Source organism: Mucilaginibacter litoreus (assembly GCF_042676805.1).
In the GTDB taxonomy this organism is placed as follows: domain Bacteria; phylum Bacteroidota; class Bacteroidia; order Sphingobacteriales; family Sphingobacteriaceae; genus Mucilaginibacter; species Mucilaginibacter litoreus.
The window spans coordinates 13,835-36,778 of the sequence record NZ_JBHTHZ010000010.1; the positions used below are offsets into that span (position 1 = coordinate 13,835).

Consider the following 22,944-nt stretch of genomic DNA (forward strand, 5'->3'; position numbering starts at 1 on the left):
CGGTTTTGCAAATACGGTACATTACCTCAAAATTACTAATTTGGCCGCAATGAAAGCCAGTCAGATTGCCGCTAAAATTGTTACCCGCCTGTTCCTGATATTATTGTTAGTAGCATTGGTGCCTCTACTGCAAGGTGATAACAGTAAAATGCAGCACATTTATCTTGCTCCACAACATCTTTGGACATTAGCTCCACCAATTTTACTGATTCTTGGCTTTATTATCTTGCTGATTGTTTGTGCCCGGCAAAAATACAGCCAGCAGGATTTGAACTGGCTGCTGGTGTTGAACACTGTTATACTGATAATTTATGGCATAACGCTTTACATCCGAGTTTACCAGATGATCAATTAACCTACTCGGTCTTCATCTTTTCCTGCGCAGACTCTTTATACTCATAGTCGCCGCCTAAAAGGTAACCCCAGGGTTTAAGGCTTTCTATGCGGTCGAAAATAATCTTAAATATTGCTATAACCGGGATGGATAAAAACATTCCCGATAAACCCCATAACATCTCTCCAATAACGATACCTATAAAAGAGATCAAAGCGTTAAGCCTTACTTTTGAACCTACTATAGCAGGGAGTAAAAAATTGGCATCAATAGCGTGTATCACCACTACACTTACAGCGGTAGTAAGTGTCTGGCTGATGCTGCCGGTTGCAAACGTAACAAGTGTACTCAACAACAAGGCGCTAAAAATGCCTATGTAAGGTATAATATTGAATAAGCCTACTATCAAACCCAATAGTACAGCATATTTGATTCCTATTATCCAAAAAACAGTAATAGCCATAGTGGCAACAATTACCATCTCTATCATCAAACCGAAAATATATTGCCTTAAAATTTTTTGTATATTTTCCACAATGTCCATAACGATAGCCTTGCTGTCGCCTGAAAAAACGTTTATCAGAAAAGTCAGAAGCAGGCGCCTGTAAAACAATATGAAAAAAGTAAAAATGAGGATAAATACATAAAATAACATTAATGAAGATACCGCTCCAAAAGTTGTCCCCAGCACCTCGGTACCGGATGCCATTATTTTTTTGGCGGTGTTATTTACATACACCATCTGCTTATGGGCGTTAATATGAAAGGCATTTTCTACCCATTGATGCAAATCGCCAATGGATTGATCCACCTGTCTTTTTAACATTGGCCAGTCGTTAGCTATGCCGGATATTTGATTGCCAACAAGATACAATACCCCACCAACAAAACCTACCAGTAATAAAATAGAGATAAAAGAAGATGCGCTGCGCGGTAACCGGCATTTACGTTCAAAAAAATAAGATACCGGTAATAACAATATAGCAAACAAAAACCCGAATATCAGGGGGTCTAACAATTCTTTTGCCGCTATTACCAGATAGCCCACCACGCAAATGCCAATCAGTGTAAGCGCTAAACGTTCATAAAAAGGGGCAAGTAGTTTTTTTGATGGCATAAGTATTTGTGCTATTACCTGCTTGAACAGGCAGAAGTTTTATATGTTTTGCAATTATAGCTGATTATACAGCAATCTTTAACATGCATCTAAATTAAACTGGCAAGTACTTTGCTACATAAAAAGTAATATAATACATACTACCATGGCAAAGTATTCAAAAAAAGCAGGTGACAAGGTTGAAGAAACCATGCACGAGATGAAAGAAGGCAAATTGAAAAGCGGTAGCGGTAAAAAAGTTACCAGTAAAAAACAGGCTGTAGCGATAGGGTTATCAGAAGCCCGCAAAGAAGGCGCAAAAGTTCCTAAAAAAAAGAAGGACTAACATAAAAAGTAAGGCCTGCCAAATTTGGCAGGCCTTACTTTTTATCCTTTGTTATCAGCCTTCATTACATGAGTGGTATTCATGGATTGAATTTTTAACTGTTTTTGTATATGTGCATTAGTATTTACCTCGTGGTTTAAGTGAGGCGCAATAACCAGCGATACTATCGACATCAGTTTGATGAGGATATTCATAGACGGGCCAGAAGTATCTTTAAACGGATCGCCCACGGTATCACCCGTTACAGAGGCCTTATGTGGTTCCGATTTTTTGTAATAGATCTCACCATTAATCTCAACACCTTTTTCAAATGATTTTTTAGCGTTATCCCACGCACCACCGGCATTGCTTTGAAAGATACCCATTAACACGCCTGAAACGGTAACACCGGCCAGTAAGCCACCCAATACTTCCGGGCCAAAGGCAAATCCTATAACAATCGGAGTGATCAGTGCTATTAAGCCGGGCGCTACCATTTCGCGAATTGAGGCTTTGGTTGAGATAGCCACACATTTTTCATACTCTGGTTTTGCCTTGTATTCCATTATACCGGGTATTTCGCGGAACTGGCGGCGAACCTCCTCAACCATTGACATGGCTGCACGGCCCACTGCAGAGATTGCAAGTGCCGAAAAAATAAAAGGTATCATACCGCCAACAAACAAGCCAGCCAGTACATTAGCTTTGTATATGTCGATATGCTCGATGCCTGCAACCCCTACAAAGGCAGCGAATAGAGCTAATGAGGTTAGCGCTGCAGATGCAATGGCAAAGCCTTTACCAGTTGCCGCAGTAGTGTTGCCTACAGCATCCAGGTTATCGGTACGGTGGCGCACTTCCTCGGGCAGGCGGCTCATCTCGGCAATACCACCCGCGTTATCCGCAATAGGGCCGAAAGCATCAATGGCCAGTTGCATGGCTGTAGTGGCCATCATACCGGCCGCGGCAATAGCCACTCCGTATAAGCCTGCAAAAAAGTATGAGCCGTAAATACCGGCAGCCAAAACAATTATCGGCATTACTGTTGATTCCATACCGATAGCCAAACCACCAATAATGTTGGTGGCATGCCCTGTTGATGATTGTTTAATAATGCTCAGCACCGGGCGCTTGCCCATAGCAGTATAATATTCGGTAATGATAGACATTAAAGTACCAACCACCAGGCCTACTAAAATAGAGGCAAATACACCGTTTTTGGTGAACACCAATGCACCCGCTTTAACAGCCCCTGTCTCATCCAGATCACGTGTAAGATGCATGTTGCCGGCAGGCAGCATCCATTGTACAACAAAGTAAGTGGCTATAGCTGTTAATACTATAGATGCCCAGTTACCTACGTTAAGAGCACTTTGCACACTGTCTGTCTCTTTTTTGATCTTAACCATAGCAGCGCCTACTATAGAAAATATCAGGCCTAAGCCCGCTATAACCATAGGCAATAAAACCGGAGCAATACCGCCAAAGTTATCTGCCGAAACAATTTCACGGCCTAATACCATTGTAGCCAGCATAGTAGCTACATAAGAGCCAAACAAGTCGGCACCCATACCGGCCACGTCGCCTACGTTATCACCTACGTTATCGGCAATAGTAGCCGGGTTACGCACATCATCCTCAGGAATACCGGCCTCAACCTTTCCAACAAGGTCGGCGCCTACGTCGGCAGCTTTGGTATATATACCACCACCTACACGGGCAAACAACGCAATAGACTCAGCCCCTAATGAAAAACCTGCTAAAACCTCAAGGGCTTTTGCCATGTCTTCGCCATTTACATTACCACCTACGTTTTTTACATACATGGTATAAAAAACAATAAACAACGAGCCCAGGCCTATAATAGCCAAACCCGCTACCCCAAGGCCCATAACCGTACCACCGGTAAATGATACCTTAAGTGCCTGTGCAAGACTGGTTTTAGCGGCCTGAGTAGTGCGAACATTGGCTTTAGTGGCAATGCGCATACCTATATAACCTGCAAAGGCCGATAAAAACGCCCCTATTAAAAATGATACAGCTATAACAGGGCTGGATGTAGCAACTGTAGTGCCCGACCACGCCAGTAAAATGCCTGCTATAATTACAAAGTAGCTCAGTATCTTCCATTCAGCACGTAAAAATGCCATTGCCCCATCAGCAATGTAACCGGCAAGCTGGTTCATAGAAGCATCGCCCGTTTCCTGTTTGGTGACCCATGCAGATTTACCCGCCATAACGAGTATTCCTATCAAGCCAAAGACGGGGATCAGATAGATTAAGTAATTGTTCAAAAGATCCATAAATTTAGTTTATAAAGTGTTTAAGTGCTTTTTATGTAAAAGCAGATATAATTGGTTGATGCAAAATAGTAAATTAATTATTCACAATAGCGTGTCAAATTATAAAGTTTTTGAATAGTTTAGTGGTTTAAACCCTTTAACCCTAATGGCTAACGAACCCACTCCATCTAAACTAAAACACGAATTAAGTTTGCTCGACGGCACCATGCTGGTTGCCGGTTCCATGATCGGTTCAGGTATTTTTATTGTAAGCGCCGATATTATACGCAATGTTGGTTCATCTGGCTGGTTGATAGCTGTATGGCTTTTAACAGGCTTCATGACACTTACCGCGGCATTGAGCTACGGCGAGCTAAGCGCCATGTTCCCGAAAGCGGGGGGCCAGTATGTATATCTGAAAGAAGCCTACAACAAACTGATCGCATTTTTATACGGATGGAGCTTCTTTGCGGTTATACAAACCGGTACAATTGCAGCTGTGGGTGTTGCCTTCTCCAAATTCGCAGCTTATTTATGGAAGCCGTTAAGCGAGGATAACATTGTTTTTCAAACCGGGTCGCTTAAAATCAGCGCAGCACAGATCGTATCCATCATACTTATTATTTTCCTTACGTTTATTAATACCAGAGGGGTTAAAGGCGGTAAATTAATCCAAACAACTTTCACTTTAACCAAGCTGTTAAGTTTATTCGGGCTGATAGCTTTTGGCTTTCTGGCCTTCAAAGGCGATATATGGCGTGCTAACTGGGCTACACCCTGGGACCTGCATAACCTTGCTAAAGATGGTTCCATCACTCAATTAACAATGGGTGCTGCCCTGGGTGCAATAGCTGCTGCAATGGTTGGTTCTATTTTCAGCAGCGATGCCTGGAACAGCGTAACCTTTGTAGCCGGCGAAATGAAAAACCCTAAGCGTGACGTAGCGCTGAGTATGATGTTTGGTACTATTATCGTAACCGTTATTTATGTACTGGCAAACGTAGTTTATACAGGCGTATTGTCTTTACAGGATATTGCCAGTGCCGATAAAGACCGCGTGGCGGTAACCGCATCGCATGTAATTTTTGGTAACATAGGTACCTATATCATTGCTGTAATGATCATGATATCAACCTTTGGCTGCAATAACGGACTGATACTTTCTGGTGCCAGGGTTTATTATACCATGGCTAAAGATGGTTTGTTCTTTAAACGTACCGGTACCCTTAACCAGTTTGGCGTACCGCAGTTTGGCCTTTGGATACAAGCTTTTGTTGCTTCGTTATTGTGTTTAAGCGGCCGCTACGGCGATTTATTGGATATGATATCATTTGTGGTGGTAGTGTTTTATGTGCTCACTATTTTAGGTATTTATATTTTGCGCAAAAAAATGCCAAATGCCGAACGCCCTTATAAAGCAATTGGTTACCCTGTACTGCCAGCGCTTTATATATTGATGGGAGTTGCTTTTTGCGCACTTTTATGCGTTTATAAGAGCGATTACGTTAAATATGGACTGTTAATTGTGCTGATAGGCATACCAATTTATTATTTGACAAAAGTAAGTAGCCGTAATGAAGATAAAGCAGACGTGGTTAATTAGTTTAATATTCGTTTTTATTGCAGACGCGGTCTGCGCGCAATCTGACCTGCAAAAAAAATTACAATCCGCCTTTAACCGTTTTCAGTCTGACGAACAATGCAAATATGCATCAGTATCATTAACCGTTCTGGACACTAAAACCGGCGAAACTGTTTTCACCGCCAACCCTGATATGGGTTTGGCGCCCGGCTCTACACTTAAAACGGTTACAAGTATTACCGCCTTTAATCTTTTAGGCAAGGATTTTAGATACGAAACTCAGTTAAACTATTCGGGATATATAGATGCATCGGGCACACTTAACGGAGATGTGATTATTAAAGGTGGTGGCGACCCAACTTTAGGCAGTTGGCGGTGGTCTGCAACCAAAGAAAACGCTGTACTAAAAGCAATGGTGGCTGCATTGCAAAAGGCAGGTGTAAAAAGGATTAACGGTGGAATTATAGGCGATAACGGTGTATTCAATCAACAGTCAATCCCGGATGGTTGGATATGGCAGGACTTGGGCACCTATTATGGTGCTGGCATTGCAGGGCTTTGCTGGCGCGAAAACCAATTTGATATTTTGCTCAAGACTGGCAGTGTTGGTAATACCATCACCGTGGAAGGTACGTCTCCTGAAACCAGTTACCTGCAATATAAAAGCGAACTGACCAACGGCGCTGCCAAAACCGGCGATCAGGCTTACCCTTATCTGCCTGCTTTTAACAGCAAAATAATGTACCTGCGTGGCACTTACGCTGTAGATCAAACCAAAAAACGTGTATCTGCCGCCATTCCTGATCCGGCGTTTGATGCTGCGCTTCGGCTGAGCGACACGCTTAAACGCTTAGGCATCCCTGTAAACAACAGCCCGCAATCTTCCCTGATGCTGGCCGAAAAAGATATGCAGGTGCCGGCCAACACTAAAAGCCTTACTGTTATCAATTCACCGGTTTTAAGCCAGATAGTATATTGGCTCAACAGAAAAAGCATTAACCTGTATGCCGAGCAACTGCTTGCCAGTATAGCCTTAAAGGCAGGAAAACAAGCTTCAACTGCCGACGGTGTTGACGCCCTTAAAGCTTTTTGGGAAATGAAGGGTATTGATAAACGCTCCATGAATATTTTTGACGGCAGCGGTCTGTCACCGGAGGATAGAATTACCACATCAACAGTTGCCAGGATACTTCAATCTGCAAAAAAAGAAAGCTGGTTTGATGACTTTTATGACAGCCTTCCCATTTACAACGACATGAAGATGAAAAGCGGCAGTATTAACAGTGTACAGGCTTATGCGGGCTTTCAGGTGCATGATGGCAGGCAGTTATGCTTTTCCATCATGGTAAACAACTATAATGGCCCGGGCAGCGGTATTCGCGAAAAGATGTTCAGGCTGCTGGATGTATTAAAGTAAAAAAGCGATGGGCATAAATCCCATCGCCACAGTTATAGTTAGTAGTCAGCAGTTTAGACGTCGCGGGTAGATTCGAACTACCGTAAAAGGTTTTGCAGACCCTCACCTATCCTCTCGGCCACGCGACTTGTTATTACCCTTTACTTACTTATTGGGCTGAGGTGTCGTTCTCAAATATGGTTTTACTTCCTTAAATCCTTTTGGAAATTTTGAAGGGATATCTTCTGTTTTTATCGAAGGCAATACAACTACATCATCACCGTCTTTCCAGTCGGCAGGTGTAGCAACGCTGTGGTAAGCGGTTAGTTGCAGTGAATCTATCACCCTTAGTATTTCCTGGAAATTTCTGCCTGTAGATGCAGGATAGCTGATGATCAGTTTAATTTTTTTGTCCGGCCCGATGATAAATAATGAACGTACTGTTGCCGTGAGCGAAGCATTTGGGTGTATCATATCATAAGCTTCAGCAATTTTGCGGTCCTCATCGCCAATTATAGGGAAGTTTACCTCAACGTTTTGCGTTTCATTGATATCGTTGATCCATCCTTTATGCGATTCTACATTGTCGGTACTCAATGCAAGCACTTTTACATTGCGTTTATCAAATTCATCTTTTAGCGATGCGGTTTTACCCAACTCGGTTGTACAAACTGGCGTGTAATCTGCCGGATGAGAAAATAAAACTCCCCAGCCGTCGCCAAGATATTCATACAGATCAATTTCCCCCTGTGAGGTTTGTGCTTTAAAGTTTGGGGCGTCGTCGCCAATTCGTAAGCTCATTTTACAAAGTTTTTAGTTAATTATTTACTTACTAATAAGTAAGTTATGTTTAATATTTTCCCAATAAGATTATCCGGAATTAAGCGGCATGCCTAAGCAGAAAAGGAAATATGCCACAGGCATATTAATCATTTAAATCAGCTTATCTGTCTTACAATGCATAAAATCATTGAAGCAGGAATTAGCACCTTTTACCTAAGCGGTACAGGTTGCTAAGACTTCGTTGGGCCCTTCCCTCTGTCTTTCTGGATAAGTATTTAAAGAACGATAACGTCACAAAGATATTTATAAATTCTATAAAACCTATAGACTTTATAATAATTTTTTTGGATTAAGTTTAACTAATTGATAAACAGGAATAAAAAATTGCTAAAATATAAGCGTTACTTACCATTTAGTTTTTTTATCAATTCTACTTCTTCGGGTTTATAGGCTGTGCCATCCTTACGAAAAATGTCATGAAACCATTCCTTAGGTTCACTGCCATCGGGTATTGGGTTGTCCCAGGCATATATAGTATTGGTTTTACCCATTACAAACCCCCAGTTTAAAGCACCAACATTTTCTTGCTTCAGCATAGGCATAATTGTTTCAAAACGGCTGCCGCGTGTACGGGCCATATATTCTGTACATATAAGCGGCTTGCCATGGGTTTTAAGCAACTGTATAGTTTTACGGTGCGATGGTTCTTCCGTATAATCATGGTAAGTTATGATATCGGAATTTAAAGCCTGGTAAGTGTTGAGTTTTTCGAAGGTCCAGTCCCAAAGCCCGGCAGACAATGGCTGATCGGGGCTTACAGCCCGTGCCCATGTAAATACTTTAGTCAGCAGATCATAAGATGCGTCTTTTTTCTTTGAGTTACCAGGCTCGTTATATAAATCCCAAAGCAGTATGCGCTTATCATGCTTAAAAGTTGTTAGCACATCAGTTACATAAGCCTGTAACATTTGCACCTGACCCGGATTATTTAAGCGATTACCGGGGTCCTGCAGCCAGCCAGAGTTATGAACACCGGTTTTTGGTGCCGGCTGCTTACCAATTTTTGCATCCGCATTCCAGCAATCATCAAAAAATACAAACATTGTTTTTATGTGATGCTTATTGGCAATGGCCAGATAATCGTTAACACGCTTTTTAAAGCCGGCTTTATCCTGCTGCCATGCAAGGCTGTATAAAAAAACCCGCATTGTGTTAAAACCAATTTCTTCCGCATAACCCAATTCTTTGTCGATAGTTGCAGGATCGAAACTATCGGCCTGCCACATTTCTAATTGATTGATAGCACTGCTTGGCATAAAGTCGGCCCCGGTCATCCATTTATGCTGTGCATACCACGCATTTGCTTTAGATACGGACCAAACTTTGTTTGGCGCACCCGCGTTTTGGGCGCTACTGTTCAACGCTGTTACGCTTGAAATTAATAATATAAGTACGCTTTTAATAAATCTGTTTTTCATATTAATTGTAAAGGTAATAAACTTAGCAAAAAGGATTGATTTTGACTGCCTTTTGTATATATGAGTTAAGATACTTATGCCATTTAATTTATGAGTTTAGCAAATTATAATATTACCATATTAATGCAATAGTTCAAATTTGATTACCCATGTTAGGACGAGTTCGCTATAATTGTAATATTTTTAACTAAAACTACCTAAACAAACCACATTTATAAACCATACGTATAAATATTGCTTTGTTAATAATTTAGGTATTAAAACAATATATAATAAGCAACAAAGTTATAGAACTAGTGTTTACACACTTAATTAATAGATATTGATAACAGCTTAAATGGGTTCAACTGAAGAACATATTTTTTTTAGCGAAAAAACGGCCCACATTATAGAACTGTTTGATAATATCGATATTGGTGTATGGGAGTACAATCTTAACACAAGGGATATAAAGTGGTCAAGCGGTTTTTATTCTGCATTAGGGTATACTTCAGGAGAAATTGAATGTTCTTATAATTACTTTTTCGAGAACTTATTATACTACCGCGACAGACAGACATTTTTAGAATCCACACGTGCAATCCGAGGCGGAAGCTCACCAATAACACAAATCAGGCTACTCACCAAACTAAATGGCTATCAATGGTTTGAAAGCAAAATACACTATATTAAAAACTTAAGAAGCCCTTTATTATATGGCACTTTTGTTAACATCAACAAACTTAAATTAGCTGAATTAACAGCGGCGGAAAAAGATTTTAAATCTGAAGAGATTGGCAGGATTGCCAAAATAGGCATTTGGGAAATTGATGTGAAAAGTATGGAGCTTATTTTAAGCAAGGAAATTTATGAAGTTTTTGAGCTTGATACTCCAGTACAAATGTCTGTTGATGAAGCCATTAGTTTTTTTGAACCCAAATATCAGCAGCAATTACGTGATGCGCTACAAAATGCTATTGACCTGGGTAAGCCTTATGATTTGGATGCACAATTCAGAACCGCCAAAAACAATGTTGTATGGGTTAAGGCAAAAGGTGTACCTGTAATTAATGATCATGGAAGCTGCATAGCTATAAGAGGCATATTTCAGGATATTGACAGTGTAAAAAAAAGTGGCATTACTTTGCAATCATCTGTTAACCTGCTTGACGACCAGAACAAGCGACTGCAAAACTTCGCTTATATCGTATCACATAATTTACGGTCGCATGCAGGCAACCTAAAATCAATGGTGACTCTGTTTGAAGATACACAACTGGAACAGGACAGGTTGGAGATCTTCTCGCATATCAGCACCATCAGTCAAAGCCTTAGCGCTACAATGGAGCATCTGGATGAAATTGTAAAAATGCAGGCAGAGATTTCTAAAGGGACATCACTGGTCAACTTTGAAAGAACCTTTGGGAATGTAGTATCAGCCCTGGAAACCAACATTAGCGCTACAAACGCAAAAATCAATACCAATTTTGCCGATGCTCCGGAGGTTAACTATATACCAGCCTATCTGGAAAGCATATTTTTTAACCTGCTTACCAATGCGTTAAAATATAAGCACCCTAACCGCAACGCCGTTTTAAATATTACCACACAAAGCAGCGGGAAAGAAATTTATTTAATTTTTGAAGATAACGGTTTAGGCATTGACCTAAACCGTCATGGTAGTGAACTTTTCGGGATGTACAAAACTTTTCATCGAAACAATGACTCTAAGGGAATAGGCCTTTTTATGACACGCAACCAGGTTGAAGCACTTGGTGGATCCATAGTTGTGGATAGCACAGTAAATGTTGGCACAAAATTTACTATTAAACTGGTATAATAATAACAGTTGTGAATAGGGATATTAATATGGTGACCGCCGGGATAATTGATGATGATAAGATCTTTACTTATGGTTTCAAAAAATTAAGCTCGATAAAAGGCATTTTTAACGAGATATTAGAGTTTAATAATGGTAAAGAAGCTATTGATTATTTAACCAATCCTGATAATAATCAGCGCTTACCGGATGTTTTATTTGTAGATATTAACATGCCGGTAATGAATGGCTGGGAATTTAATGAAGCATTTGGGGAAATAAAATCACAACTGGGAAAAGATATCGTTGTTTACACCATCAGTTCATCAATAGATCCAAAAGATATAAATAGGGCAAAAAATAATCCGCTTATAGCGGATTATATTGTAAAGCCAATTGATTTAACTTACCTGGCGAGTATATACGAAAATCTGCAGACAGCCGAAAGAAGGCCCGCTTAAATAGATTATTCAATATAACTCTCAAGTATTTTGAAACCAGCAGTTGTTTCAAGCTCAACTTTCTCAATGGTTTTAGGCAACAAAATGCAATCACCCATTTTTACAGTATAGGATTTGTTATTATGCTTAAGTGTATACCCGCCTTCAACACAAACATGTATTACAAACGAATCGAGGTTTGAATAATCCTTTTCAACGCCATGTGTAGCATCTAAAACGTTTGTGGTAAAGTAAGGGCATTTCACTACATGCACGGTTTCATCCTTTTGGGGCTGATACTGAGTTTTGTACTGATCATAATGCTTGTAATCAATAGCAGCCAATGCTTCTTCAGTATGCAGTTCACGCTTTTGGCCTTTATCATCCACACGGTCAAAATCGTAAATACGATAAGTGATATCTGAAGTTTGCTGAATCTCGGCAATTAAAAGCCCTTTGCCTATAGTATGCACGCGGCCCGCAGGTAAAAAGAAAACATCACCTGCTTTAGCCTCTTCACGGTTCAGTATATCCATGATATGTCCACTGTTTAAAGCGTCGACATATTTTTGTTCATCCATTTCCTGGTTAAATCCGGTAATCAGTGTCGAACCCGGATCAGCTTCTATGATATACCACATTTCGGTTTTACCGAAGGAGTTATGGCGTTTTTTTGCCAGTTCGTCATCCGGATGCACCTGTACGCTAAGGTCATCGTTGGCATCAATAAACTTCACCAGTAGCGGGAATGTATCGCCAAAATGCTGATAAACTTTCTCCCCTACCAGTTCGCCTTTATATTGCTCAAGCAAAGCAGCTAACGATTGCCCTTCAAGCTCACCGCCGTTCACAACCGATACATCAGATTTTACGCCTGATATTTCCCAGGTTTCGCCGCAGTTTGGCAGGTCGCCAATATTTTTATGCAGATAGCTTTCAATTTTGTGGCCTCCCCATATTTTATCCTTAAATATGGTTTTAAATTTTAGCGGGTATAATGCTGACATGATGGTTATGTATGATGTATGTTTAGTGAGACGTTAAAAAAATGTTTTTCTGCTGCTAAATTAGCCATTTCGATAATGTGATATAAAGGTTTTTTACAAAAAGTATTTTATAGAAATGTTAATATTCAATGAAACATCCGGTTTGATTTCTTGATATGGTGAGATATTTTTATCTTTAAAACACCTAATCTTTTTCTGTGAACGAATCCTTGAACCCTCAATCATCAGACGTCCCTGAAGTGTTATCATGCAAAAACTGTAATGATTTAGATGTTGTGCATGGTTACCCAATTTTACTTTGTGCCAATTGCCGTAACAAATTCATCAATTATCCTATACCATTATGGGTCAGACTATTCGGTGCCGGTATATGCTTGATATTAGTAATATCACTCATATGGTTACCTGCAAATTTTACCGCCGCCATTGCTATATCGAGAGCTGAAAAAGCAGAAAAGAATAAAGATTATATAACTGAACAGCATGAGCTTGAAAAAGCTTTTAAAACTGCCCCCAATTCTTCGGATGTATTGGAACATTTAATGATTGCAAGCTTTTATAATGATGACTTTGAAACGTTATCAGACGCATCTGCGAAATTGGGAAACAGGCCAATCGAAGATAGTGTCATGCTTAACAAACTTAACTACATTATTACTCAAAGCAGATTATATGCGCCATCAGATACATTTAATATCGTGTTTAAAAATTATGCGGCTAAAAAGATTCCTGATTCAACATTAGCGAGATATGTCAAGCATAATCCCTTTGACATCTATGCATCTTATCTATTAGCTTCAACATACGACGAAACAAAACAATATGAACTTGCAGATCCTCTTTTATCTCACATATTAGATATCGATAGCGAATACATCCCTGCCATTTACTATAAAACAAAAGTAAAAAGGGCATTAAATCAAATTGACTCTTCGTTATTTTATTGCAATCGTATACTTCAACTAAACCATCAATCAGTTTATGGGCTTGCCGCAAAGGCACGTACTTTATTAAAAACCGGAAATTTACAAGAGGGGCTTAAACTGGCACAACAAAGTCATGACCTCAATAAAAATGATGGCTATGGTACGGCTACGCTGGCTATAGCTTATCATTTAAACAAAAATTTCAAAAAAAGAGACTTCATTTTACAAACTGCTGCAAAAGATTCTTTGACAACTTATTACATAATCTTTGCCAAAGATGTAATATCAAATAAAAATCAACTTTAGCCTTTACTATGTTCATTCCCGGAATTTTAATAACAATTGCCACCTTTCCAGGCGTAATCATACACGAACTTGCCCACCAACTATTTTGCCGCTGGTTTAAAGTACCGGTATTCAAAGTTGTTTATTTTCAACCATCCAATCCAGCCGGCTACGTACAACATGAAATCGTAAGCAACAAATGGCATTCTTTGTTAATCAGCGTAGGACCGTTTATCATAAATTCTCTTATAGCTATGATTGTTGCATTCCCCACTGCCTTACCTGTATTTAAATTTGATAATGCCAACATTGCCGACTACATACTTATTTACCTGGGAATATCTATTGCAATGCATGCGTTTCCAAGTATTGGTGATGCCAAAAGCATTTGGCAAGATGTAAAGGATCCTGCAACGCCGTTTTGGGCCAAAATCGTAGGCTATCCTGTAATTGGTTTAATTTACATTGGTTCAATTGGAAGCTTTTTTTGGCTGGATTTGGCGTACGGTGTTGCATTGGCGGTGGGTATACCCAATCTCTTAGTTAATATTTTAGCTTAGTACTTATAATTAATAAACTAAGAAAGCCCGTCTTGCAATCAAGACGGGCTTTCATATTTCAAATAAACAGATAATTACTTACCCAGCTTTGCTTTTAAATTCTGGTCGATAGCTTCTAAAAACTCCTCGGTGTACAGGTAATCGGTACCATGCTCTACCTTAGACTTTATGGTAATGGCCAAATCCTTGGTCATTTTACCGCTCTCAACAGTTTCTATACAAACCTGCTCTAAAGTATGGCAAAAATCAATCAGTTCCTGGTTGTTATCCAGCTTGCCACGGAACTCCAATCCACGTGTCCAGGCAAAAATAGAGGCAATTGGGTTAGTAGATGTAGGGCGGCCGGCCTGATGCTCGCGATAGTGGCGGGTTACCGTACCGTGTGCAGCCTCGGCTTCCATAACGGTACCATCCGGAGTAACTAAAGTAGATGTCATTAATCCTAATGATCCAAAACCCTGCGCTACGGTATCGCTCTGTACATCACCATCATAGTTTTTACAAGCCCAAACAAAGTTACCATTCCATTTAAGCGCCGATGCAACCATGTCGTCAATTAAACGGTGCTCATAAGTAATGCCGGCAGCATCAAATTTAGCTTTATAATCGTTTTGATATATTTCTTCAAAAATATCTTTAAAACGACCATCATATTTTTTCAGGATGGTGTTCTTGGTAGACAGGTATAAAGGCCAGCCTTTCATAAGCGCCTGGTTAAAGCAGGCATGTGCAAAGCCTTTTATAGATTCGTCGGTGTTATACATGGTTAATGCAACACCATCTCCCTTAAAATTATAAACTTCAAATGACTGTGCTTCGCCGCCATCCTCTGGGGTAAACGTTACAGTCAATTTACCTTTACCTTTGGTAAGAAAGTCTGTTGCGCGGTATTGATCGCCAAAAGCATGACGGCCTATGCATATCGGGGCTGTCCAGTTTGGTACCAAACGCGGCACGTTGCTCATTACTATCGGCTCGCGAAAAACGGTACCATCTAATATATTACGGATAGTGCCATTAGGCGACTTCCACATTTGTTTTAATCCAAATTCTTTTACGCGCTGCTCGTCAGGCGTAATGGTAGCGCATTTGATACCTACGCCATATTGTAAAATAGCATTGGCAGCATCTACGGTAACCTGGTCATCGGTTTCATCCCGATACTCGATACCCAGATCATAATATTTAATATCAAGGTCAAGATAAGGGATAATCAGTTTATCTTTTATAAACTTCCAGATGATGCGGGTCATTTCATCACCGTCCAGTTCAACTACCGGGTTTTCTACTTTAATTTTTGACATACCTTGTTATGGTTATTTTTAACGGTTTCAAACATACATATTTTTTTATATGTAAATATTTACAGGCTTAACTAATTGAAAAAAGTTACCTTAATGGATAATAATTTGTTTAGCCGGCATTCAACAAAACCATAATAAAAACGTTATGGTAAAAACAAAAAATCAATTTGTTTTAAATACAGCCATTGCTTTTTAAAACTTAGATACTACTTTTAGGAAATTTTAAACACCTGCTGTTTAGCAGAACTTGCCTCTGTTTATGACGAATCTGTTTTCAAAAAAAATATTTTTCACCTTAATTTTTTCTGTTGCAGCAATAGTTTCAAAGGCGCAGATCGGCTTTGATTATGCACAGTACGATTTGGGCTTAGGTGGTGCTTATAATAAGCTCTATGGAGATGCCGAATCCACAAAAGGCACTGTTTCTGCACATGCAAGCTTTATTTACAATGAAACGCCTTATGTAAATTACGTTTTTGAGGTACAGGCTGGTTCATTAGAGGGCGGCAATCGCCTTGCGGCTTCTGGCAGGTATTTTAAAAACAATTTCACAGCCCTGGTTTTCAGAGGGCAGTTACAGGCAGGCGAAATAATTGATTACTCTGGCAGTACGCTGATGAATGCGGTAAAAAACCTTTACCTTTCTACAGGCGTTGGGTATATTCTTAATAATATCAAAGACGAGAACATTAACCGGGTATCTAATACAACACCACAGTATGTTACCGGTGGCTTAAATAAAAGCAATGAGCTTTATATACCTGCCAGGATTGGTTACGAGTTTAAATTTTATAATCAGTATAACCAACCATCTTTTAAAGTAGACGTAGGTTATCAGGTTAATTTCGACCTTACCGACAATATGGACGGATTTACAGCAGGCGCTCGGAATGACACCTGGGTACAATTTTCAATAGGAGTTAAATTTGCATTAGGTGGTGTAACCTCTTACCGAAAATCGGTACAGTAAATTTTAAGGCGTAAAATTTGGCAGGATTTTGGCATTAGGCATAATAAATAATACAACCTATGATACCAGAAGAACAAGACCAGGATTTTGTAACCGATCCTGAAGATAGAAACAACCCAATTGAAGGAGCTAACGATGAAATTGTAGATGATGAGAACCTGACCTACAATGAAGAATCCAACAGCTATGAGTATGATGTAAAAGGCGACAACCCTGATTACGATCATCCCGACCCTTACGACACAACAGCTAATAATGGTGATGATTTCGACTCTACTTACGATGAGGCAAATCCTTACGACACCAAAGGAGAATACGATCCTGAAAGATCTTTAGAAACTGATGTTGATGCCTTAGGCATGCATATAGACAGTGGAAAAATCGTAGAGATCAACCCTCGTGATGAGGCTTTGGCCCATACACCCGAAGATGACCGGGAAGACCTTGACGAAGAAGGTTACCCGATAAATGACACACCTAAGAAATAAGAATTGCAGACCCTCATAAAAAACAATGGCGCCCATAAGGCGCCTTTTGTTTTTTATGAGGATTTATCAATCAAAGTCAAGATTAAATTTATTTTTCAATTCAATTAACTGCGGGTTTTTTGACGCCAGATACTGGAATTTTTCTGACGATGTATAAGGCTTACGCACAGCAGTGGTTTCTTCTACACGAGCATTTACCTCTATATTAAAGTTTTTTAATGTTGTACGCAGGTAGTTTAAAAGGTAAGGCCGCTCCTCCCTGAAAGAAGCTTCCTGTACTTTGTTAGATACAACAATTTCATAATTTTCTGCACTTAACGCCCGTGGCGCGTTAGCAGTAAAAATGGTGACCAAACTCATGGCTTTACCTTCAGCTTTTATTTTGGCTGCATAGTTGCTCCAGGTTTGCAAAAACTGATCGCTGGTAAAGGGCTCTTTATCCTCACCTTTTAAATAAGGATCCTCTTCGGCTGCTTTCTCCTCTTCTACTATCTTACCCAGTTCATTAAACTTAGGTATTTTGATAGATGATGTTGCAGCATGCAGATTCGGGATAAATACCTTAGTCTTTTCGGCAGGTGGTTCAGGCGCATGTTTGGTATCAGCTACTGCATTAGCTATAACTGCGGAGGGCTGAGTTAATGCGGAAGCGTTTTTAGCATCTGTAGTATAAGAAACCGGTGCATCGCGCACAACATCCAAATCATCATTAACAGGTGCTGCTGTAGGAACAGGGGGTGGATTTACTGAGGTATCAGGTTTTTTTTTTACCTCCCCGTTTGGGGCAGCTCCGTTTTCTGCAACCGGCATATTCGCCATGTTAAACACCGATTGCAGATTACTCATCTTTAACAAGGCAAGCTCCACCTGTAACCGCTGATTTTTGCTTAATTTGTAACTGATGTCACATTGGTTGGCAATATTGAGGGCCGACAACAGGAAAGATACCGATGCGGTTTGCGATTGCTGCAAATAACGGGTTTTAATAGTTTCGCTTACTTCAAGCAGTTTAATAGTAGACGCATCTTTTCCTACCAGTAAATTGCGTAAATGCTCTGATAAACCTGATATAAAGTGCGCCCCATCAAAACCTTTTGAAAGTATCTCATCAAACAGCAGCAGTGTCTGCGCGCTGTTTTCCTGCAATAGTGTGTCTGTTATATTAAAATAATAGTCGTAATCAAGTATGTTCAGATTGTCTATAACTGCCCTGTAAGTTACGTTAGCGCCACTAAAACTTACAATCTGGTCAAACATCGAAAGCGCGTCTCTTAAACCTCCATCAGCTTTTTGAGCGATGATGTGCAATCCGTCATTTTCGTAACCAATGTTTTCTTTTTTGGCGATACCTGCAAGGTGGGCAGCCATGTCCTCCACCCTAATACGGTTAAAGTCAAATATCTGGCAGCGCGATAATATGGTAGGCAGTATCTTATGTTTCTCGGTAGTAGCTAATATAAAAATAGCATAGTTAGGCGGTTCTTCCAGCGTTTTTAAAAACGCGTTGAACGCCGCCTGGGATAGCATGTGCACCTCATCTATAATATACACCTTATAACGGGCGGCCTGAGGCGGGATGCGTACCTGGTCTATCAGGCTGCGTATATCATCAACAGAGTTGTTGGATGCGGCATCCAGCTCATGTATATTAAAAGAATTACCATTTTGAAAAGCCCGGCATGAATCGCATTCGCTGCATGCTTCGCCATTAGGCTGCAAATTGGTACAGTTAATGGTTTTTGCTAATATACGGGCACATGTTGTTTTTCCTACTCCACGCGGCCCGCAGAATAAAAATGCCTGCGCCAGCTGATTACTTTTAATAGCGTTTTTTAACGTATTAGTTATATGTTGCTGGCCAACAACGGTATCAAACGTTGCCGGGCGATATTTACGTGCCGAAACAATAAAATTATCCACAGCCACTAAGGTAGCAAGAAAATGCTTTATCTGAAAGGGTTAAAAGGCATTGTTGGCAACTTAGGGTTACCGTTATTGCAATTCTTCTTCAGGCAAATGGTCGTCTTCTTCGGGGTTGGGTTCACCAAGATCATCATCTACCTGTATCTCATGCAGATCGTTACGGGTTTCGGTTTCATCGTCAAAATCCTCGTCGTCTTCATCACCCCAACTGCCTTCACGGGGCATATCTTCATCCGGTGATTCCAGGTTGAGATTATCAGCCAGATCATTATGATCATCACTATCATTATAAGCCGACATCATAAGCAAAACAGCAGATTCTACCCCGTTAAAATCGTATGAGTGATATATATAATTCATGGCAGTGTTATTTGCATTAACAAGGGCAAATAACATGCCATTAATACCTAAAAAACCTATTGCAAAATTTCAATCGCGGTTATTTCTTTTACCTGATAATAACCCTTAGCCGCGGGCAGGTAAGCTTCCGTTTCCTGCCAGGTAACTTTCAGTTTTTTTCCTGCTAACCGAACGGTAGAGTTCATAAAAGCTTCAGATCCTGAAAACTGTTTAAACCACAAAAACGATTTTTCTTTACCCTCGCTGTTTAATACTATGTAATTGAACCCTTTGTTTTCTATACGTTTGAAGGTCCCGATAGTTGATCTGACACGCTCTTCTTTAGTATTGTCTTTACCGGCCATTTTAACTGCAAGCGTCATAAACCCAGTACACTTTTGCTTCATTAAGGCAACGCCTATGTCGTTGCCAATTTTGTTCATTGCTTCATCATCAGTCATCTCTACACTTCTTTCAGCTGCCACATCAGGTAATAAATCGGCTTGATTTTCAAAGCAATTCATAAAAGCCTGTTTAGCTTCCTGTGCATTATTAATTTTTGACTGATCAAGTTTGGATATGCATTCGCATAAAGCAGTAGTTAATTTTACTTCAGCAGGGCCGGTGTAGTTGTTTGTGCCTGAACGCTGATAAACGGAATAATTGTAATAAGGATGAGTAAAAGTTTTTTCATTGAGTAATCAAATAGTTTAAGGGCCTGAAATTACGATAAACATCACTTTGATTATAAAATATTTCTTTCTACATTTGCAGCCCCGATATACCGGGTAAATAATTAAAAATCAAAATAGTAATGCAACAGTACGAAACCGTTATCGTTCTAACCCCGTTGCTGTCTGAAGACGTTGCGAAAGAGGCAATTGCCAAATTCACAAAAGTTTTAACTGACGGCGGAGCCGAAATTGTCCAGGAGGATAATTGGGGTTTGAGAAAATTAGCGTACCCTATCCAGAAAAAAACTACAGGGTATTATCACTTAACTGAATACAAGGCTCCGGGTGAATTAATTAACAAACTTGAAGTTGAATTCAGACGTGATGAGCGCGTTTTGCGTTTCTTAACTATTGCTCTGGACAAACACGCCATTGCTTACAACGAGAAAAAGCGCAGCGGTGCTTTCAATCAGAAAAAATCACCTAAAGCAGAGGAGGCAGCAAACTAATGGCAAACGACCAGATTAAATACGTTACCGCTCCAAAGGTGGAGGATAACCGCAAAAAATACTGCCGTTTTAAAAAGAACGGTATTAAGTATATCGACTACAAAGACGCAAACTTCCTTTTAAAATTTGTTAACGATCAGGGTAAAGTATTACCTCGCCGTTTAACAGGTACTTCTTTGAAGTTTCAGCGTAAAGTGGCCCAGGCCGTTAAACGGGCACGCCACATCGGTTTATTACCTTATGTTACAGACTCATTAAAATAATCAAGGAGGTAAACAAATGGAAGTTATTTTAAAACAAGACGTAAAAAACCTCGGCGATAAAGACGATGTAGTGAATGTAAAGCCGGGTTACGGCCGTAACTACCTTATCCCTAAAGGTTATGCTATATTAGCTACCGAAAGCGCTCGTAAGGTTTTAGCTGAGAACATTAAACAAGCTCAGTTTAAGCAAGAAAAAATACGTAAAGATGCTGATGCTATTGCAGCCCGTTTAGAAGGCGTTAAACTTTCTATAGGCGCCAAAGCCGGCGAAAGCGGTAAAATCTTTGGTGCTATCAATACCATACAGGTTGCTGATGCCCTTAAGAAAGAAGGTTTTGATGTTGACCGCCGCCGCATCACTTTTGAGCAGGAGCCTAAAGTATTGGGCGAATACGTTGCAAACGTAAACCTGCACAAAGAAGTTAAAGTTCAGGTACCTTTCGAGGTAGTAGCTGAGTAATCTGATTTCAGACTTACGATTTTAGATCTACGAATCAGACATACCTGATAATATAAAGGTGTTTAGTATTTACTGAACACCTTTTTTATTTGCATACCAGTTTATGGCAAAGAAGATACAGCGTGGTAAGAGCGCAGGCAAAAGAAACGGACTTTTCAGGAACAGTATTGTAAAACTGATATTACGTGTTGTAAAACTTGCCGTTATTGCATTTATAGCTGCCAGTTTATTTGGGGTTATACTTTACCGTTTTGTTAACCCACCCGTAACCTGGCTGATGATACAGCGCGGCTTTGAGCGTAAAGGCAGAGGACTTGACTGGAAAATTGATAAGACATGGGTAGATTTTGATGAAATTGCCGACCCGATGAAACGCGCCGCTGTAGCTGCCGAAGATCAAACCTTTCTGGAGAACCATGGCTTCGATTTTCGTGCGATAGAACGGGCCATCGAAAAAAATTCCAAAAGTAAAAAACTGATCGGTGGCAGTACCATAACCCAGCAAACTGCCAAAAATGTTTTTTTATATCCTGGCCGCTCCCTCCTGCGCAAAGGGCTTGAAGCATGGTTTACAGTGTTGATAGAAGCTTTTTGGGGCAAAAAACGTATTATGGAAGTTTATCTTAATGTTATTGAAATGGGTGATGGTATTTATGGCATTGAGGCAGCATCACAAGCTTACTTTCATAAACCGGCTTCAAAATTAACCAAACGGCAGGCGGCAGCTATTGCGGTGATATTCCCAAGTCCGCTAAAATGGTCGGCCACTAAACCAACCAAATATTTAAGGCACCGCCAATACCTTATTCTAAAAAACATGCGCAGGCTTGGCCCGCTGGAATTTTAACTATTAAAGCGATAAGGCTGCTATCCATCCTACCTTCTCCAAATAAGGATCACAATCTTTCTTTATCTTACCTCTGACATACAATACCATAAACGGCATTACTAAATGACGCTTAAAATATAGCGGATATTTAATTAAGCCTTACTCTTCGACAACCGCTGCAATTAACCTTAAATTAATTAGAGCTGTTAATAAATTTATTTCACGAAATTATTTGCATAATACTTTAGTTTTTAGATATTAGTAAATAACTAAAACTAAATTTTAATGAAAAATTTTAAAGACTACCAAAAGAAACGACTAACCAGGGAAGAGGCCAGGAATGTATTAGGCGGTGTGCGTAACCCGGACGATGATTGCCCGGCTGGTACACATGAGTACATTTGCGTAACTACAGCACCAGGCGGCCAATCTGGTTTAGACGATCTTATCTATTTAAGGTATTGCGTACAGGATGGTCAGCCTAACCCTCCATGCTCTGGGCCTATATAATTAAAATTAACAATCCGGTTCAATGAGCCGGATTATTTATTTTCCAATCATCTCTCAAACACAATAATAACAAATGCTATGAAAGAATTTCGCAACAAATTTAAACAACTATCGCGGGAAGAAGCGAAAGCGGTATTAGGCGGCGTACGTGACCCAAATTCACCACCAGAGCAATGCCCAAGCGGCACTCACAAATTCACCTGCCTTTACGGTACCGACAGGATTGAATATTGTGTTGACGATAACGTAGGCAACCCAGACTGTGGGTCTGGTTATCCGGGCTGGCCAATTCAGGATCCAGTAGGTGTATAAAATGGAATAAATAAACAATGCCGGTATAAAAAAACCGGCATTGTTATTTAAACTATTTTTAGCGACAAGTA

Annotated in this window: 25 protein-coding genes, 1 tRNA gene and 1 riboswitch; of the genes, 16 read left to right on the top strand and 10 right to left on the bottom strand. The window is 40.0% G+C overall.

Going from position 1 to position 22,944, the window contains the following annotated elements:
* Positions 1-49 precede the first annotated feature (49 nt).
* Positions 50-355, top strand: coding sequence for a hypothetical protein (locus tag ACFQZX_RS11850; RefSeq protein WP_377115479.1), 306 nt, complete (start codon positions 50-52; stop codon positions 353-355).
* Between the two features lies 1 nt (position 356).
* Here the strand turns inward: ACFQZX_RS11850 and ACFQZX_RS11855 are convergent, their stop codons facing one another.
* Positions 357-1,451, bottom strand: coding sequence for an AI-2E family transporter (locus ACFQZX_RS11855; RefSeq protein WP_377115481.1), 1,095 nt, complete (start codon positions 1,449-1,451; stop codon positions 357-359).
* Between the two features lie 145 nt (positions 1,452-1,596).
* Between ACFQZX_RS11855 and ACFQZX_RS11860 the strand changes: the two genes are divergently transcribed.
* Entirely contained in the window at positions 1,597-1,776 is a 180-nt protein-coding gene (locus ACFQZX_RS11860; protein WP_377115484.1) for a DUF6496 domain-containing protein, read from the top strand.
* Between the two features lie 41 nt (positions 1,777-1,817).
* On the opposite strand, the gene ACFQZX_RS11865 is transcribed toward ACFQZX_RS11860, so the two are convergent.
* Entirely contained in the window at positions 1,818-4,058 is a 2,241-nt protein-coding gene (locus tag ACFQZX_RS11865) for a sodium-translocating pyrophosphatase (protein WP_377115487.1), read from the bottom strand.
* A gap of 145 nt (positions 4,059-4,203) precedes the next feature.
* Between ACFQZX_RS11865 and ACFQZX_RS11870 the strand changes: the two genes are divergently transcribed.
* Both ACFQZX_RS11870 and dacB read left to right on the top strand, forming a co-directional pair.
* Positions 4,204-5,640, top strand: coding sequence for an APC family permease (locus tag ACFQZX_RS11870; protein WP_377115489.1), 1,437 nt, complete (start codon positions 4,204-4,206; stop codon positions 5,638-5,640).
* Positions 5,612-7,036 (top strand): D-alanyl-D-alanine carboxypeptidase/D-alanyl-D-alanine endopeptidase, encoded by a 1,425-nt coding sequence (dacB, locus tag ACFQZX_RS11875; protein WP_377115492.1) that lies wholly within the window; start codon positions 5,612-5,614, stop codon positions 7,034-7,036. Before ACFQZX_RS11870 ends, dacB begins: the two co-directional genes overlap by 29 nt.
* 57 nt (positions 7,037-7,093) lie before the next feature.
* On the opposite strand, the gene ACFQZX_RS11880 is transcribed toward dacB, so the two are convergent.
* The 3 genes from ACFQZX_RS11880 to ACFQZX_RS11890 form a co-directional block, all read right to left on the bottom strand.
* Positions 7,094-7,164 (bottom strand) — tRNA-Cys (locus ACFQZX_RS11880).
* Positions 7,165-7,180: 16 nt separating this feature from the next.
* Complete coding sequence (locus ACFQZX_RS11885) at positions 7,181-7,816, bottom strand: peroxiredoxin (RefSeq protein ID WP_377115494.1); 636 nt, start codon at positions 7,814-7,816, stop codon at positions 7,181-7,183.
* A gap of 139 nt (positions 7,817-7,955) precedes the next feature.
* A riboswitch (SAM riboswitch) is annotated at positions 7,956-8,072 on the bottom strand.
* Positions 8,073-8,199: 127 nt separating this feature from the next.
* Positions 8,200-9,276 carry a 1,4-beta-xylanase gene (locus ACFQZX_RS11890; protein ID WP_377115496.1) on the bottom strand — a complete coding sequence of 359 codons (1,077 nt, stop codon included), beginning with the start codon at positions 9,274-9,276 and terminating at the stop codon, positions 8,200-8,202.
* A gap of 337 nt (positions 9,277-9,613) precedes the next feature.
* Between ACFQZX_RS11890 and ACFQZX_RS11895 the strand changes: the two genes are divergently transcribed.
* Positions 9,614-11,095 carry a PAS domain-containing sensor histidine kinase gene (locus ACFQZX_RS11895; protein ID WP_377115499.1) on the top strand — a complete coding sequence of 494 codons (1,482 nt, stop codon included), beginning with the start codon at positions 9,614-9,616 and terminating at the stop codon, positions 11,093-11,095.
* 11 nt (positions 11,096-11,106) lie between these two features.
* The gene (locus tag ACFQZX_RS11900; protein ID WP_377115501.1) at positions 11,107-11,535 is read left to right on the top strand and encodes a response regulator; all 429 of its coding nucleotides are present in this window, start codon (positions 11,107-11,109) and stop codon (positions 11,533-11,535) included.
* Between the two features lie 5 nt (positions 11,536-11,540).
* On the opposite strand, the gene ACFQZX_RS11905 is transcribed toward ACFQZX_RS11900, so the two are convergent.
* Positions 11,541-12,521 carry a type I phosphomannose isomerase catalytic subunit gene (locus ACFQZX_RS11905; protein WP_377115504.1) on the bottom strand — a complete coding sequence of 327 codons (981 nt, stop codon included), beginning with the start codon at positions 12,519-12,521 and terminating at the stop codon, positions 11,541-11,543.
* A 197-nt stretch (positions 12,522-12,718) separates the two neighbouring features.
* Between ACFQZX_RS11905 and ACFQZX_RS11910 the strand changes: the two genes are divergently transcribed.
* Both ACFQZX_RS11910 and ACFQZX_RS11915 read left to right on the top strand, forming a co-directional pair.
* On the top strand, positions 12,719-13,753 hold the full coding sequence (locus tag ACFQZX_RS11910) for a tetratricopeptide repeat protein (RefSeq protein WP_377115506.1): 1,035 nt from the start codon (positions 12,719-12,721) through the stop codon (positions 13,751-13,753).
* A gap of 8 nt (positions 13,754-13,761) precedes the next feature.
* Positions 13,762-14,292 carry a DUF3267 domain-containing protein gene (locus ACFQZX_RS11915; RefSeq protein WP_377115509.1) on the top strand — a complete coding sequence of 177 codons (531 nt, stop codon included), beginning with the start codon at positions 13,762-13,764 and terminating at the stop codon, positions 14,290-14,292.
* A 74-nt stretch (positions 14,293-14,366) separates the two neighbouring features.
* Here ACFQZX_RS11915 and ACFQZX_RS11920 read toward each other — a convergent pair whose 3' ends face one another.
* Positions 14,367-15,596 (bottom strand): NADP-dependent isocitrate dehydrogenase, encoded by a 1,230-nt coding sequence (locus ACFQZX_RS11920; RefSeq protein WP_377115511.1) that lies wholly within the window; start codon positions 15,594-15,596, stop codon positions 14,367-14,369.
* Positions 15,597-15,855: 259 nt separating this feature from the next.
* On the opposite strand from ACFQZX_RS11920, the gene ACFQZX_RS11925 reads away from it, so the two are divergent.
* Together ACFQZX_RS11925 and ACFQZX_RS11930 are read left to right on the top strand one after the other, a co-directional pair.
* Positions 15,856-16,566, top strand: a complete 711-nt coding sequence (locus ACFQZX_RS11925) for a hypothetical protein (protein ID WP_377115514.1) — start codon at positions 15,856-15,858, stop codon at positions 16,564-16,566.
* 59 nt (positions 16,567-16,625) lie between these two features.
* On the top strand, positions 16,626-17,054 hold the full coding sequence (locus tag ACFQZX_RS11930) for a hypothetical protein (RefSeq protein ID WP_377115516.1): 429 nt from the start codon (positions 16,626-16,628) through the stop codon (positions 17,052-17,054).
* Between the two features lie 66 nt (positions 17,055-17,120).
* Here ACFQZX_RS11930 and ACFQZX_RS11935 read toward each other — a convergent pair whose 3' ends face one another.
* From ACFQZX_RS11935 to ACFQZX_RS11945, 3 genes are all read right to left on the bottom strand, one after another.
* On the bottom strand, positions 17,121-18,974 hold the full coding sequence (locus ACFQZX_RS11935) for a DNA polymerase III subunit gamma/tau (protein WP_377115519.1): 1,854 nt from the start codon (positions 18,972-18,974) through the stop codon (positions 17,121-17,123).
* Between the two features lie 72 nt (positions 18,975-19,046).
* Entirely contained in the window at positions 19,047-19,337 is a 291-nt protein-coding gene (locus ACFQZX_RS11940) for a hypothetical protein (protein ID WP_377115521.1), read from the bottom strand.
* 56 nt (positions 19,338-19,393) lie between these two features.
* Positions 19,394-19,840: a hypothetical protein gene (locus ACFQZX_RS11945; RefSeq protein WP_377115523.1), complete on the bottom strand. Its 447-nt coding sequence runs from the start codon at positions 19,838-19,840 to the stop codon at positions 19,394-19,396.
* Between the two features lie 290 nt (positions 19,841-20,130).
* Here ACFQZX_RS11945 and rpsF point away from each other — a divergent pair, with 290 nt between their 5' ends.
* From rpsF to ACFQZX_RS11975, 6 genes are all read left to right on the top strand, one after another.
* Positions 20,131-20,499 carry a 30S ribosomal protein S6 gene (gene rpsF / locus ACFQZX_RS11950; RefSeq protein WP_377115526.1) on the top strand — a complete coding sequence of 123 codons (369 nt, stop codon included), beginning with the start codon at positions 20,131-20,133 and terminating at the stop codon, positions 20,497-20,499.
* Positions 20,499-20,762, top strand: a complete 264-nt coding sequence (gene rpsR, locus ACFQZX_RS11955) for a 30S ribosomal protein S18 (RefSeq protein WP_095705209.1) — start codon at positions 20,499-20,501, stop codon at positions 20,760-20,762. Before rpsF ends, rpsR begins: the two co-directional genes overlap by 1 nt.
* A gap of 16 nt (positions 20,763-20,778) precedes the next feature.
* Positions 20,779-21,222, top strand: coding sequence for a 50S ribosomal protein L9 (gene rplI, locus ACFQZX_RS11960; RefSeq protein ID WP_377115529.1), 444 nt, complete (start codon positions 20,779-20,781; stop codon positions 21,220-21,222).
* A 103-nt stretch (positions 21,223-21,325) separates the two neighbouring features.
* Positions 21,326-22,069: a monofunctional biosynthetic peptidoglycan transglycosylase gene (mtgA, locus tag ACFQZX_RS11965; RefSeq protein WP_377115532.1), complete on the top strand. Its 744-nt coding sequence runs from the start codon at positions 21,326-21,328 to the stop codon at positions 22,067-22,069.
* 267 nt (positions 22,070-22,336) lie between these two features.
* Complete coding sequence (locus ACFQZX_RS11970; RefSeq protein WP_377115534.1) at positions 22,337-22,561, top strand: hypothetical protein; 225 nt, start codon at positions 22,337-22,339, stop codon at positions 22,559-22,561.
* A gap of 78 nt (positions 22,562-22,639) precedes the next feature.
* The gene (locus ACFQZX_RS11975; protein WP_377115537.1) at positions 22,640-22,873 is read left to right on the top strand and encodes a hypothetical protein; all 234 of its coding nucleotides are present in this window, start codon (positions 22,640-22,642) and stop codon (positions 22,871-22,873) included.
* Positions 22,874-22,944 lie beyond the last annotated feature (71 nt).

Bases quoted from the DNA above. Each gene is read 5' to 3' on its own strand.
- mtgA (WP_377115532.1), top strand. From the start codon at position 21,326: ATGGCAAAGAAGATACAGCGTGGTAAGAGCGCAGGCAAAAGAAACGGA.
- ACFQZX_RS11855 (WP_377115481.1), bottom strand. From the start codon at position 1,451: ATGCCATCAAAAAAACTACTTGCCCCTTTTTATGAACGTTTAGCGCTT.
- ACFQZX_RS11930 (WP_377115516.1), top strand. From the start codon at position 16,626: ATGATACCAGAAGAACAAGACCAGGATTTTGTAACCGATCCTGAAGAT.
- ACFQZX_RS11895 (WP_377115499.1), top strand. From the start codon at position 9,614: ATGGGTTCAACTGAAGAACATATTTTTTTTAGCGAAAAAACGGCCCAC.
- rplI (WP_377115529.1), top strand. From the start codon at position 20,779: ATGGAAGTTATTTTAAAACAAGACGTAAAAAACCTCGGCGATAAAGAC.
- ACFQZX_RS11915 (WP_377115509.1), top strand. From the start codon at position 13,762: ATGTTCATTCCCGGAATTTTAATAACAATTGCCACCTTTCCAGGCGTA.
- dacB (WP_377115492.1), top strand. From the start codon at position 5,612: ATGAAGATAAAGCAGACGTGGTTAATTAGTTTAATATTCGTTTTTATT.
- ACFQZX_RS11870 (WP_377115489.1), top strand. From the start codon at position 4,204: ATGGCTAACGAACCCACTCCATCTAAACTAAAACACGAATTAAGTTTG.
- ACFQZX_RS11890 (WP_377115496.1), bottom strand. From the start codon at position 9,276: ATGAAAAACAGATTTATTAAAAGCGTACTTATATTATTAATTTCAAGC.
- ACFQZX_RS11865 (WP_377115487.1), bottom strand. From the start codon at position 4,058: ATGGATCTTTTGAACAATTACTTAATCTATCTGATCCCCGTCTTTGGC.
- rpsR (WP_095705209.1), top strand. From the start codon at position 20,499: ATGGCAAACGACCAGATTAAATACGTTACCGCTCCAAAGGTGGAGGAT.
- ACFQZX_RS11885 (WP_377115494.1), bottom strand. From the start codon at position 7,816: ATGAGCTTACGAATTGGCGACGACGCCCCAAACTTTAAAGCACAAACC.
- rpsF (WP_377115526.1), top strand. From the start codon at position 20,131: ATGCAACAGTACGAAACCGTTATCGTTCTAACCCCGTTGCTGTCTGAA.
- ACFQZX_RS11970 (WP_377115534.1), top strand. From the start codon at position 22,337: ATGAAAAATTTTAAAGACTACCAAAAGAAACGACTAACCAGGGAAGAG.
- ACFQZX_RS11905 (WP_377115504.1), bottom strand. From the start codon at position 12,521: ATGTCAGCATTATACCCGCTAAAATTTAAAACCATATTTAAGGATAAA.
- ACFQZX_RS11945 (WP_377115523.1), bottom strand. From the start codon at position 19,840: ATGAATTGCTTTGAAAATCAAGCCGATTTATTACCTGATGTGGCAGCT.
- ACFQZX_RS11850 (WP_377115479.1), top strand. From the start codon at position 50: ATGAAAGCCAGTCAGATTGCCGCTAAAATTGTTACCCGCCTGTTCCTG.
- ACFQZX_RS11860 (WP_377115484.1), top strand. From the start codon at position 1,597: ATGGCAAAGTATTCAAAAAAAGCAGGTGACAAGGTTGAAGAAACCATG.
- ACFQZX_RS11920 (WP_377115511.1), bottom strand. From the start codon at position 15,596: ATGTCAAAAATTAAAGTAGAAAACCCGGTAGTTGAACTGGACGGTGAT.
- ACFQZX_RS11975 (WP_377115537.1), top strand. From the start codon at position 22,640: ATGAAAGAATTTCGCAACAAATTTAAACAACTATCGCGGGAAGAAGCG.
- ACFQZX_RS11925 (WP_377115514.1), top strand. From the start codon at position 15,856: ATGACGAATCTGTTTTCAAAAAAAATATTTTTCACCTTAATTTTTTCT.
- ACFQZX_RS11940 (WP_377115521.1), bottom strand. From the start codon at position 19,337: ATGAATTATATATATCACTCATACGATTTTAACGGGGTAGAATCTGCT.